The organism is Streptomyces coryli (assembly GCF_011044975.1).
GTDB lineage: Bacteria > Actinomycetota > Actinomycetes > Streptomycetales > Streptomycetaceae > Streptomyces > Streptomyces coryli.
Map to the genome: position 1 here is coordinate 11,380 of NZ_JAAKZV010000031.1, position 12,070 is coordinate 23,449.

The 12,070-nt window shown below is 69.7% G+C and carries 9 protein-coding genes; 6 read left to right on the forward strand and 3 right to left on the reverse strand.

Annotated features, from left to right (window positions below; genetic code table 11):
• Positions 1 to 12: 12 nt before the first annotated feature.
• A complete protein-coding gene (locus G5C51_RS10265) occupies positions 13 to 1,488 on the forward strand; it encodes an oxidoreductase (protein ID WP_165235312.1) in 1,476 nt (491 codons plus the stop codon).
• Here the strand turns inward: G5C51_RS10265 and G5C51_RS10270 are convergent.
• The gene (locus G5C51_RS10270; protein WP_206313666.1) at positions 1,463 to 3,010 is read right to left on the reverse strand and encodes an MFS transporter; all 1,548 of its coding nucleotides are present in this window, start codon (positions 3,008 to 3,010) and stop codon (positions 1,463 to 1,465) included. The two genes, G5C51_RS10265 and G5C51_RS10270, sit on opposite strands and share 26 nt — an antisense overlap.
• A gap of 126 nt (positions 3,011 to 3,136) precedes the next feature.
• On the opposite strand from G5C51_RS10270, the gene G5C51_RS10275 reads away from it, so the two are divergent.
• From G5C51_RS10275 to G5C51_RS10285, 3 genes are all read left to right on the forward strand, one after another.
• The gene (locus tag G5C51_RS10275; protein WP_165235320.1) at positions 3,137 to 3,778 is read left to right on the forward strand and encodes a PadR family transcriptional regulator; all 642 of its coding nucleotides are present in this window, start codon (positions 3,137 to 3,139) and stop codon (positions 3,776 to 3,778) included.
• 175 nt (positions 3,779 to 3,953) lie between these two features.
• The gene (locus G5C51_RS10280) at positions 3,954 to 4,943 is read left to right on the forward strand and encodes an ATP-binding cassette domain-containing protein (RefSeq protein ID WP_165235323.1); all 990 of its coding nucleotides are present in this window, start codon (positions 3,954 to 3,956) and stop codon (positions 4,941 to 4,943) included.
• Complete coding sequence (locus G5C51_RS10285) at positions 4,940 to 5,716, forward strand: ABC transporter permease (RefSeq protein WP_165235326.1); 777 nt, start codon at positions 4,940 to 4,942, stop codon at positions 5,714 to 5,716. The genes G5C51_RS10280 and G5C51_RS10285 overlap by 4 nt, the downstream gene beginning before the upstream one ends.
• A 25-nt stretch (positions 5,717 to 5,741) precedes the next feature.
• On the opposite strand, the gene G5C51_RS10290 is transcribed toward G5C51_RS10285, so the two are convergent.
• Positions 5,742 to 6,587 (reverse strand): SIP domain-containing protein, encoded by an 846-nt coding sequence (locus tag G5C51_RS10290; RefSeq protein WP_165235329.1) that lies wholly within the window; start codon positions 6,585 to 6,587, stop codon positions 5,742 to 5,744.
• A 49-nt stretch (positions 6,588 to 6,636) separates the two neighbouring features.
• The gene (locus G5C51_RS10295; RefSeq protein ID WP_165235402.1) at positions 6,637 to 7,548 is read right to left on the reverse strand and encodes a 5'-3' exonuclease; all 912 of its coding nucleotides are present in this window, start codon (positions 7,546 to 7,548) and stop codon (positions 6,637 to 6,639) included.
• A gap of 530 nt (positions 7,549 to 8,078) precedes the next feature.
• Between G5C51_RS10295 and G5C51_RS10300 the strand changes: the two genes are divergently transcribed.
• Both G5C51_RS10300 and G5C51_RS10305 read left to right on the forward strand, forming a co-directional pair.
• A complete protein-coding gene (locus G5C51_RS10300; protein WP_165235332.1) occupies positions 8,079 to 9,167 on the forward strand; it encodes a betaine/proline/choline family ABC transporter ATP-binding protein in 1,089 nt (362 codons plus the stop codon).
• A complete protein-coding gene (locus G5C51_RS10305) occupies positions 9,160 to 11,781 on the forward strand; it encodes a glycine betaine ABC transporter substrate-binding protein (RefSeq protein WP_165235335.1) in 2,622 nt (873 codons plus the stop codon). The genes G5C51_RS10300 and G5C51_RS10305 overlap by 8 nt, the downstream gene beginning before the upstream one ends.
• Positions 11,782 to 12,070: the final 289 nt, after the last annotated feature.

Below are 12,070 nucleotides of genomic sequence, written 5' to 3' on the forward strand. Positions count from 1 at the left end.
TACCCTGCTGGGGTGCTGAGCTACGACGATCTCACCGCGCCGGAACGGGAGTTGTGGGACGCCTTCCCCGAGGGCCGCGAGGTCGACCTGTCGGGCGGTGAGCCGCAGCGGGAGGCTCTGGGCGCTGCCGAGTGGGGCGCGGACCGCACCGTACGGGCCGCCGTCCTGTCGGCCCTGCTGCTGGGCGCCAACCCCGCCCGGCCCGGGGCGGTTGCCGGGCTGCGGCTGCGGGGCGCGCGGATAACAGGGCCGCTGGACCTGGGCGGTGCCGAGGTCACGCACCTGTTCTGGCTGCGTGGCTGCCGGCTCGACGAGCGAATCGCGCTGCAGGGTGCCACGCTGGCGTCGGTCCGTATGCACGACTGCCGCATCCCCGGCATCGACGCCCACCTGTGCCGCATCGAGGGCAGCCTCAATCTCTACGGGACCCAGCTGGACGGCCAGCTCGGTCTCAACGACGCGCGGATATCAGGGCAATTGCACCTGACGGGGGTGCGGATCACCGCCCCGGGGGACTGGGCGCTGCCCGCGGGGGGCCTGGAGATGGGCGGCGGTGTCTTCTGCCGGCTGGGGTTCTCTGCGCACGGCAGCGTGCGGTTCGCAGGTGCGCGGCTGGGGGGCGGGCTGTTCATGGAGGGCGCCCGCATCATTGCCCCGGGCCGGCTTGCGCTGTCCGCGGACGGCGCGAGCGCGTCGGTGATGGACCTGACGGACGGCTTCGCAGCGGCCGGCACGCTGGACTTCACCGGCGTACAGGTCACCGACCAGTTGTCGCTGGCGCGCGCGGACCTGTCGGAGACCGACACCGTCGTGTGCCGCCGGCTGCAGGGCGGCGACCTGGATTTCACTCCCGCGGCGGCGCCCGCGAAGTCCGTGGACCTGCGCGGCGCCAAGGTCGCCACGCTGCACCACGGGCCCGACTCCTGGCCCGCCGAAGTGCGCCTCGGCGACCTGCAGTACGAGTCCCTGCACCACACCGACCCCGAGAACGTGGGCATGCCGGAGCGCATCGCCTGGCTGCGCCGCTCGCGCGGCTACAGCCCGCAGCCGTACGAGCAACTCGCCGCCTGGTACCGGAGGATCGGGCATGACCACAACGCCCGCGGAGTGCTGCTGGAGAAGCAGCGGGCCCGCCGCCGGACCCTGCGCCCGCTCGCGCGCCTATGGGGCTATCTGCTCGACGGCGCCGTCGGCTACGGCTACCGGCCCTGGCTGGCCGGGCTGTGGCTGGCGGTGGTCGCGGCGGCGGGGTCGGTGGTGTTCGGGCTGGCGGAGCGTATCCAGGTCAAGCCGGACGACGAGCCCGGCTTTCACTCGCTCGTCTACACCCTCGACCTCCTCGTCCCCATCGGCGGCTTCGGCATGCGGGACGAGTGGCGGTGGGAGCACGGGGGAGTGCAGGCGCTGGCGTATGTGCTGGTGGCGGTGGGGTGGATTCTCACCACCGCCGTCGTCGCCGGGGTCAGTCGGACTCTGAACCGGACCTGACCGCCGCGTCGTCCGGCTCGGCGTCCGCGGCGGCGTCGGAGACCGCCGGGCCCGTCCCGTGCACCGGGCCGCCGTTGACCAGGACCGCCGCGGCCACCGCCGCCAGCAGCAGCGCGCCTGCCGCCCACCACGTCGCGGTGTGGAAGCCCTCCACGGTCGACTTCAGGCCCAGGGCCCGCTGCTGCGCCGGGCCCATGCCCGGCACCGCGTGGTCTTTCGCGTACGCCGTCGTCGCGCTCGTCGCGATCGTGTTCAGCAGCGCGGTGCCGACCGAACCGCCCACCTGCTGGGCGGTGTTCAGCGTCGCCGAGGTGACGCCTGAGTCGTGCGGCGCCACGCCGGAGGTGGCGGTGGCGAAGACCGGCATGAAGGTGCAGCCCATGCCGAAGCCCAGGATCATGATCGCGGGCAGCACGCGGCTCGCGTAGGCCGGCTCCACGCCGATGCGGGTCAGGAGCACCAGCCCGAGCGAAGCCAGCAGCAGGCCCGGCACCATCAGCGCGCGCGGCGGCAGCCGGTCCAGCAGCCGGGCGGAGACCTGCGTCGAGCCGATGATGATCATCGCGGTCATCGGCAGGTACGCGAAGCCGGTCTTCAGCGGCGAGTAGCCGAGGACGCCCTGCAGGTAGTACGTGAGGAAGAGGAAGACGCCGAACATGCCGATCGTCGTCAGGCCCATCGCCAGGAAGGCGCCGGCACGCTGCCGGTCCTTCACGATGTGCAGGGGCAGCAGCGGGTGGCGGGCACGCGTCATCCAGAACGTGAACAGCGCCAGCAGCACCACGCCGCCGATGAGCATGCCGAGGACGAGGCCGTCGTCCCAGCCGCGCGGCTCGGCCTCGCTGAATCCGAAGACGATGGCCAGCAGGCCGCCGCAGCCGAGCAGCACGCCGGGTACGTCGAGCCGCGCGCCCGGGCGGCCGGGGGAGTCGTGCAGCAGCCGGAGGGCACCTGCCGCGGCGACGATCGCGATGGGGATGTTGACGTACAGGCACCAGCGCCAGTCCAGGTACTCGGTCAGCAGCCCGCCCGCCATCAGGCCGATCGCCGAGCCGCCGCCCGCGATCGCGCCGAAGATGCCGAAGGCCTTGCCGCGTTCCTTGGGGTCGGTGAACGTCGTCGTCAGCAGCGACAGCGCGGCCGGCGCGAGCAGTGCCGCGAAGACGCCCTGCAGGGCGCGGGCGGCGTACAGCATGCCCTCGCCGGTGGCCGCGCCGCCGAGCGCGGAGGCGGCGGCGAAGCCGATGAGGCCGATGATGAACGTCCGCTTCCGGCCCGCGAGATCCGCGATGCGGCCGCCGAGGAGCAGCAGGCCGCCGAAGGCGAGCGTGTAGGCGGTGATGACCCACTGCCGGTTGTTGTCGCTCATGCCGAGCTCGCGCTGCGCGGAGGGGAGCGCGATGTTCACGATGGTCATGTCGAGCACGACCATCAGCTGGGCGAGGGCGATGACGACGAGCGCCCACCAGCGGTTCGGGTCCGGCTCGTCCGGCTGGGTCGGCCGTATGCCTTGATCGCTCATTGCTCCATGGTCGCTCCGCATGGGGGAAGGCGCTTGGCGGCAGGTTGCGATGTATCGCGTGTTGACCGAAGCCTGCCATCGCGATATGTTCGGTTACGGATATACGGCTACGAGGAGGTGGGCGACATGGCCCGGTTCAGGCGCGGCAATCCGCTGGCGCTGGCCGTACTGGCCTTCCTCAGCGAGCGGCCGATGCATCCGTACGAGATCGGGCAGCTGCTGCGGCAGCGGGGCAACGCCGAGACCATCAAGATCAACTATGGCTCGCTCTATACCGTCGTGCAGAGCCTGGAGAAACACGGCCTCGTGGAGGTCGCGGGTGTGCAGCGGCAGGGCAACCGGCCCGAGCGCACCGTCTATGCGCTCACCGACCCCGGCCGCGCCGAGCTGCACGAGTGGCTGACCGAGCTCGTGTCGGTGCCCGCCAAGGAGTACCCGCTCTTCGGGGCCGCGCTCTCGCTGATGGGGGTGCTCGGCCCGGACGAGGTGTGCGAGCTGCTCACCTCGCGGGCCGCGGAGCTCGAAGTGCGGGCCGCCGGCGTGCGCGGGGTGGCCGAGGGGCTCGGCACGAAGCTGCCGCGGCTCTTCCTCGTCGAGACCGAGTATCAGGCCCACATGATGGCGGCCGAGGCCGCCTGGGTGCGGGGGCTGGTCAAGGAGATCGAGTCCGGCTCGCTGGACGGGGTCGAGGAGTGGCGGCAGATGCGCGCGACGGGCGAAGTGCCCGAGAAGTGGAAGGACTTGGAGGAGCCCGGCACGGACACGTAAGAGCACAAGAGAAAACCCGGCGGCGCTGCGGCAACAGCCCCGCCGGGGAACGACCCGAGACATTTCCAAGAACCCGCCGGAGGCGGGCGCCGGACGTCCGAGACGCAGCACTTCCAGGATAGCCCGGCGCCGCTCGGCGGAGATCACCCATCTTCGTAGGAAGCGGAGCTTTGTCATGCCCGGAAACGATGCGCTTGCAGTGGATGCGCGCGAACTGATCAAGACCTATTCCGGAGGCGTCACGGCCCTGGACGGCATGTCCGTCCAGGTGGCCGCCGGCACCGTCTTCGGCCTGCTCGGCCCGAACGGCGCCGGGAAGTCCACCACCGTGAAGATCCTCACCACCCTGGCCCGCCCCGATTCCGGCGCCGCCAGCGTGGCGGGGCACGACGTGGCGAAGAAGCCCGGCAAGGTGCGGCGCGCGATCGGCGTCGTATCGCAGAAGTCCGGCGCCGATCCGGTGGCGACCGGGCGGGAGAATCTGATCCTGCAGGGGCGGCTCTACGGGCTGCGCGGGCCTGAGCTGCAGCGGCGGGCGGACGAGCTGCTGGAGCGGTTCGACCTGACTGACGCAGGGAAGCGGCCCGTCAAGGGCTACTCCGGTGGCATGCAGCGGCGCCTCGACGTCGCACTCGGGCTCGTCCACCGGCCCGAGGTGCTCTTCCTCGACGAGCCGACCACCGGGCTCGACCCGGAGGCCCGGCAGGCGATGTGGGACGAGATCGCGCGGCTGGCCGGGGACGAAGGGCTGACCATCCTCCTCACCACCCACTATCTGGAGGAGGCCGACAAGCTCGCCGAGCGGATCGCCATCGTCGACCGCGGCCGGGTCGTGGTCGAGGGCACCCCGGACGCGCTGAAGGGTGAACTGCGCGGCGACGCCGTGCATGTGGAGCTGCGCGATCCGGTGGGGGAGGTGGACGCGCGGCTGCTGACGACCGCGCTGACCGAGTTCGCGGGCGTGCGGGACGCCGCCATCGACGGGCGCCGGCTGAGCGCCCGCGCCGACGACGGGGCGGCCGCCGTGCCGCAGGTGCTCGCCGTGCTGGAGCGGGAGGGCGCGAAGGTCGCGGCCGTCACCGTGGCGCGGCCGTCGCTGGACGACGTGTATCTGCGGTACGCGGGCCGGCGCTTCCCCGACGTGGACGCCGGGGGTGCGCGATGAGCAACTCCCTTACCCAGACCTGGTTCATGACCCAGCGGCAGCTGATGGCGCTCGTCCGTCAGCCCGCCTTCCTGGTCATCACGCTCATCCAGCCGGTGATCTGGCTGTTCCTCTTCGGCAACCTCTTCAAGAAGGTCACCGAGCTGCCCGGCTTCGGCTCCGGCTCGTATCTCGACTATCTGGTGCCCGGCGTCGTCGTGATGAGCGCGCTGAGCTCCAGCATGTGGGCCGGGATGGGGACGCTGGAGGAGATCGAGCGCGGCACGCTCAACCGCTTCCTGACCACGCCGGTCAGCCGCGGCGCCATCATGAACGGCAACGTGGTGCAGAACGCGCTGAGCGTCGCCCTGCAGTCCGTGATCATCGTGGTGCTGGGCAAGCTCGGCGGGGCCGACTACCCGGGCGGGGCGGCCGGCCTGATCATCCTCGTCGTGGCGGGCGTGCTGCTCGGCACCATCTTCGGGGCGATGTCGAACGCGATCGGCATGACCGTCCGCCAGCGAGAGTCGATCATCGGCATCAACACCTTCCTGCTGCTGCCGCTGACCTTCCTCTCGTCGGCCTTCATGGCGCCGGAGCTGATGCCGTCGTGGATGCGGCACATCGCCGACTTCAACCCGGTCAACTGGGCGATCGTGGCGGGCCGTTCCGCCATGGCCGCGGATCCGGACTGGGGTGACGTCCTGACCCGCGGCGGGGCGCTGCTGGCGCTGGCGGTCGCGGCGGTGTGGCTGTCGACGCGGACGTTCCGGACGTACCAGCGGTCCGTCTGAGCCGTCCCCGCGGGAGGGTGTGGCCTTACGCGGCCACGCCCTCCTGCTCCGCCTCGACCTCGGCGTTCCAGTCCTTCTTCGACGCCTGCCAGCCGTCCTCGTTGTGGCCCAGGCGCCAGTAGCCGGAGATGGACAGCTGCTCGCGCGGGATCTCGTGGTCGACCCGCAGGTGGCGGCGGAGCTGCTTGACCATGCCCGCCTCGCCGTGCACGAAGGCGTGCACCCGGCCCTCGGGGAAGTCGAGGGTGCGGACGGCGTCGACCAGGGCGGCGCCGACCGGCATGCCGTTACGGAACAGCCAGGTGATGTCCGCGCCGGCGGGCGCGGGCAGCGGCTGGCGCTCCTCGCGGTCGGCGACCTCGACGAAGCAGTGCACCTTGGCGCCGGCCGGCATGGCCTCCAGCGCGGCGGCGATCGCCGGGAGCGCGGACTCGTCGCCGGCGAGCAGATGCCAGTCGGCGTCGGGGTTCGGGGCGTACGCGCCGCCGGGGCCGAGGAAGAGCACCTCGTCGCCGGGCACGGCCTTGTCGGCCCACGGGCCCGCCAGGCCCTCGTCGCCGTGGACGACGAAGTCGACGGTGAGCTCGAGGAGTTCGGGGTCCCAGCTGCGGACCGTGTACGTGCGGGTGACCGGCCACTCGGCGCGCGGGAACTCCTCGCGGATCTGCGCCATGTCGAACGGCTCCGGGTACGTGACGTCCGGGAGCGGGAAGACGATCTTGATGTAGTGGTCGGTGTACTCGCCGGCCCCGAAGCCGGCCAGCCCTTCCCCGCCGAGCACCAGCCGCACCATGTGCGGCGTGAGCCGCTCGGTGCGTACCACTCGGGCGCGGTTGACCTTGGGCTTCTTGCGGGCTGGACGGTCTGCCACCAGGGGCCTCCCCGACGCGATGTTAGTTAGGTGACCCTAACCTAACAGTTCAGGCCTGCAGAGTGGAGAGCACCCGGTCAAGAGAGCCGCCGAGACCCCATCGCTTTGCCAGCGCCTGGAGCCGCTCCGGGTCCTTCGGCGTGCGGGGGAGGGCCGGGTCGTACGGGGGGAGCGGGATGTCGGCGGCGACCTTGACCACTGTCGGGGCCACCGCGATGTAGGGGCGGGACTCGTCCAGCTTGCGGCGCTGGGACGGGGTGAGGCCCGACTTCGGGTCGTCGACCGCCGCCATGATCCCGGCCAGGTCGCCGTACGCGTCGAGCAGCCGCGCGGCCGTCTTCTCGCCGATGCCGGGGACGCCGGGCAGGCCGTCGCTGGGGTCGCCGCGCAGCAGGGCGAGGTCCACGTAGCCGGGGCCGTTGACGCCGTACTTCTCGTGCAGGGCCGCCTCGTCCATCACCGTCGCGTTGCCCACGCCCCGTACCGGATAGATGACGCGGATGCCGCGGGCGTCGTCGATCAGCTGGAAGAGGTCGCGGTCGCCGGTGACGATGTCGACCGGTCCGGTGGCCTTGGCGGTCAGCGTGCCGATGACGTCGTCCGCCTCGTAGTGCGGGACGCCGACGCGGGCGATGCCGAGCGAGTCGAGGACCTCCTCGATCACCGGCACCTGCGGGGAGAGGGTGTCCGGCACCTCCTCGACGTCCGGGTCCTCCTCGCCCGGGTGCTCCTCGACGACGCGGTGCGCCTTGTAGGAGGGGATGAGGTCCACCCGCCACTGCGGGCGCCAGTCGGCGTCCATGCAGGCGACGAGGTCGTCAGGGTGGTGGTCCGCCGTGAGCCGGGCGATGAAGTCGAGCAGGCCGCGGACGGCGTTCACCGGGGTGCCGTCGGGGGCCTTGATCGACTCGGGGACGCCGAAGTAGGCGCGGAAGTACAGGCTGGCGGTGTCGAGAAGCATCAGGCGTCGGGTCACGCGACCGATGATGCCTTACGGCGTCGCGCCCTGCGGGGGTGTGACGCAGTTCGCTCGCGGCGGCGCGGTTCCGTGCGCGCGCTGTGAAGTCGATCACCGGCGCGAGGGGGTGTCCGTGGCCGCGCGCGGCTGTCGGTCCGTACCCGTGACGAGGTCGTCATACCCCTTCCCACCGGGGAGTTCGGCCTGCCGGGGGCAAGGCGGATGACCCGGATGAGGGTCGCGCCCGGCGGGGCCCGCGCCTCAGGGGCCCAGGGTTCAAAGGTGTAAAACTTGGTGCAGTTGCCAACGAAGGCGTTTGGCGACGGGTGCGGAAACCTCCCGGAGGGACGCGTGTGTTGAGCGTGACGCGCGTCACCGATGTGTTTGAGACACATAAGTCTGGGCAGCGGCGCATCCGGAGTGGATCCGGCCTGCCTTAGGGCAGAACGGGGCAAAACGGGCAGAACCCGCACCACTCTGCGACCCGCCGGCGGGGGAGGCGGGTCGTTTTACGTACGACTCGTGAGGTGTATGTGAGCAGGCTGCAAGCCGAGCACTTGTACAAGGTGTTCGGCAAACAAGCGGAACAGGCGGTGAGCCGGCTCGAATCCGGCGTCGACCGCGACGAACTGCGCAAGAACGGCACCACCGCCGCGGTCATCGACGCTTCCTTCGAGGTCGAGTCCGGCGAGATCTTTGTCGTCATGGGTCTGTCGGGCTCCGGCAAGTCCACCCTGCTGCGGCTGCTGAACGGGCTCCTCGAGCCCACGTCCGGCGCCGTGAAGTTCGACGGCGAGGATCTGACGAAGCTCAGCCCCGCCGCCCTCCGCGCGGTCCGCGCCAAGAAGATCTCCATGGTCTTCCAGCACTTCGCCCTCTTCCCGCACCGCAGCGTTCTGGAGAACGCCGGGTACGGGCTCGAGGTGCAGGGTGTCGAGAAGAAGGAGCGCGAGGAGCGCGCCACCGAGGCCCTGCATCTCACCGGTCTCGAGGGCTGGGAGAAGTCCTGGCCCGACGAGCTGTCCGGCGGCATGCAGCAGCGCGTCGGCCTGGCCCGCGCGCTGGCCACCGACGCCGACCTGCTCCTGATGGACGAGTCCTTCTCCGCCCTGGACCCGCTGATCCGCCGCGATATGCAGGACCAGCTCCTTGAACTGCAGGAGAAGCTGAAGAAGACCATCGTCTTCATCACCCACGACCTGAACGAGGCCATGCGCCTGGGCGACCGCATCGCGGTCATGCGCGACGGCGAGATAGTTCAGATAGGCACCCCCGAGGACATCCTCGTCCGCCCGGCGAACGACTACGTCCGCCGCTTCGTCGAGGACGTCGACCGCACCCGCGTGCTCACGGCCGGCTCGATCATGGAGCAGCCGCAGGACGGCGGGATCAAGGGCTTCACGGCCGCGGTCAGCGTCCCCGAGGACACCCCGGTCGCCGAGCTGTTCGCGCCCTTCGCGGGCGGCGACTCGGCCGTCGGCGTGACCGGCGACGACGGCGACCTGGTCGGCCGCGTCGAGCGGGACCGGCTGCTGTCCGTGCTGGGTGAGTCGGTCACCGGCGCCGAGGGCGACACGGACGCCGACGAGGGTGAGAGCGAAAAGGTGACGGCCGGTGCCTAGGATCGACTTCGGGTCGAAGGTCGAGTCGTTCATCGACTGGCTGCAGACCCATCTGACGTGGCTGTTCGATGCGATCAGCACCGTACTGACCAACTGCTTCGACGGCGTCAACGCCGTTCTCAGCGGCCCCGAGCCGCTGCTCATGGGCGGCATCCTCGCCGTCATCGCGTTCTGGCTGCGCGGCCTGTTCCCGGCGATTCTCGCCATGATCGGCTTCATGGTCATCGACTCGGTCGAGCTGTGGGAACACGCGATGATGACGCTGTCCCAGGTCCTCGTCTGCGCCGTGATCACGCTGATCATCGCGGTGCCGCTGGGCATCTGGGCCGCGCGCAGCAAGACGGTCTCCGCGGCCGTGCGCCCGGTGCTCGACTTCATGCAGACGATGCCGGCGATGATCTACCTGCTGCCGGGTGTCGTCTTCTTCGGCGTCGGCGTCACGCCGGGCTTGCTGGCCACCGTCATCTTCGCGATGCCGCCGGCCGTGCGCATGACCGAGCTGGGCATCCGGCAGGTCGACCCCGAGCTCGTGGAGGCCGCCGAGGCCTTCGGTACGACGCCGGGCAACACCCTGCGCCGGGTCCAGCTGCCGCTCGCGCTGCCGACGATCATGGCCGGTGTCAACCAGGTCATCATGCTCGCCCTGTCCATGGTCGTCATCGCCGGTATGGCCGGTGGCGAGGGCCTCGGTGAGGACGTCTACAACGCGGTCACCCGCGTCGAGATCGGCGCCGGCTTCGAGGCGGGCCTCGGCGTCGTCATCCTGGCGATGTACCTGGACCGCATGACCGCCGCGCTGAACCAGCGCGTCTCCCCGCTCGGCCGCCGCGCCCTGGCCAAGGCCGCGGCCATGGCCAGCGGCTGGAAGCTGGTGCACTACCGTCCGGCCACCTCGGTCGCCGGCGTCGGCGTCATCGTCCTCGCGCTCGTCGCGGGCGGCATGAGCTTCGCCGGCTCCGACGACGACAGCCAGCAGGCCTCGGCGTCCACGAACGTCGGCAAGGGCAAAGAGATCAAGATGGGCTACATCCCGTGGGACGAGGGCATCGCCTCCTCGTACCTCTGGAAGGAAGCCCTGGAGCAGCGCGGCTACAAGGTCGACCTGCAGCAGCTCGACCCGGGCCCGATGTTCACCGCCCTCTCGAAGGGCGACCTGGACTTCCAGACCGACACCTGGCTGCCGACCACCCACGAGCAGTACTGGAAGAAGTACGGCAGCAAGCTCGAGGACCTCGGCGACTGGTACGGCCCCACCTCGCTGGAGCTGTCCGTGCCCTCGTACATGAAGGGCATCAAGTCCCTCGAGGACCTGAAGAAGAACGAGGACAAGTTCGGCAAGAAGATCATTGGCATTGAGGCCTCGTCCGGCGAGATGGGCATCCTCAAGGACAAGATCGTCAAGGAGTACGGCCTCGAGGACTGGAAGATCGTCTCCTCGTCGACCGCGTCGATGCTCGCCGAGCTCGACCGTTCGTACAAGCAGGAGAAGCCGATCGTCACCACCCTGTGGTCGCCGCACTGGGCGTACAGCAAGTACGACCTGACCAAGCTCAAGGACCCGAAGGGTGCCTGGGGCAAGGGCGACAAGATCCACACGGTGGCCCGGAAGGGCTTCAGCCAGGACGACCCGACGGTCGCCAAGTGGCTGAAGGGCTTCAAGATGTCCGAGAAGGACCTCACCGACCTCGAGGGCATGATCACCGACGCCGGTAAGGGCAAGGAGCAGGACGCGGTCAAGGAGTGGCTGAAGAAGCACCCCGGCTACGTCAACAAGATGGCTCCGGTCGCCGGCGGCGGTGGTGACACCGCCAAGGGCAAGGACGCCGGCAAGACCGTGAACCTCGGCTACTTCCCGTGGGACGAGGCCATCGCCTCGACCTACCTGTGGCAGAACATCCTCGAGGACCGCGGCTACAAGCCGAACGTCAAGCAGCTCGACCCGGGTCCGCTGTACACGGCGCTGTCGAAGGGCGACATGGATGTCCAGATGGACTCCTGGCTGCCGACGACGCATAAGCAGTACATGGACAAGTACGGCGACAAGCTGAGTGATATCGGCAAGTGGTACGGCCCGACCTCGCTCGAGCTGTCCGTGCCGTCGTACATGAAGGACGTGAACTCCCTCGAGGACCTGAAGGACCACAAGGGCGAGTTCAAGGGCAAGATCATCGGCATTGAGGCCTCCGCCGGCATGATGGGGATCCTCAAGGACAAGGTGGTCAACGAGTACGGCCTGAAGGACTGGAAGGTCGTCTCGTCCTCCACCGCGTCGATGCTCTCCGAGCTCGACCGCTCCATCAAGAAGAAGGAGCCGGTCGTGGTCACCCTTTGGTCGCCGCACTGGGCCTACGCCCAGCACGACCTGAAGAAGCTCAAGGACCCGAAGGGCGCCTGGGGCAAGGGTGATGACATCCACATCACCGGCAAGAAGGACTTCAAGAAGGACTTCCCCGAGCTGAACGGCTGGCTGAAGAACTTCAAGATGTCCGAGAAGGACCTCGCCTCCCTGGAGGCCGAGATCCAGAAGGGCGGCCAGGGCAAGGAGAAGGAGTCCGCCCGCAAGTGGATGGACGCCCACCCCGGCATCGTGGACAAGCTGGCTCCGGTCGGCTGACGCCACTTGCCCGCGGCTGCTGACGCCGCATCTCACCGAGGGGCCCCGCCCCGGTCGTCATCGCGACGGCCGGGGCGGGGCCTTCGGCGTTTATTCGGATGACACCGACTCCCGGCGCTCGTACGGTATTTACCGGAGAGAGCGGAGCGCCCGGTGCGCAGGCTGCGGTTACTTCTCTGGATCCAAAGGTTGCGGGTTCGAGTCCCGTCGTCACCTCTGGGGTGGCGTAGCTCAAATCGGATAGAGCATTGGAATGAATCCGCCGCCGAATTCTGAACTCGGGCGCTCC

Coding starts and splice junctions, on each gene's coding strand:
- G5C51_RS10270 (WP_206313666.1), bottom strand. CDS start 3,010: ATGAGCGATCAAGGCATACGGCCGACCCAGCCGGACGAGCCGGACCCG.
- G5C51_RS10275 (WP_165235320.1), top strand. CDS start 3,137: ATGGCCCGGTTCAGGCGCGGCAATCCGCTGGCGCTGGCCGTACTGGCC.
- G5C51_RS10280 (WP_165235323.1), top strand. CDS start 3,954: ATGCCCGGAAACGATGCGCTTGCAGTGGATGCGCGCGAACTGATCAAG.
- G5C51_RS10285 (WP_165235326.1), top strand. CDS start 4,940: ATGAGCAACTCCCTTACCCAGACCTGGTTCATGACCCAGCGGCAGCTG.
- G5C51_RS10295 (WP_165235402.1), bottom strand. CDS start 7,548: ATGCTTCTCGACACCGCCAGCCTGTACTTCCGCGCCTACTTCGGCGTC.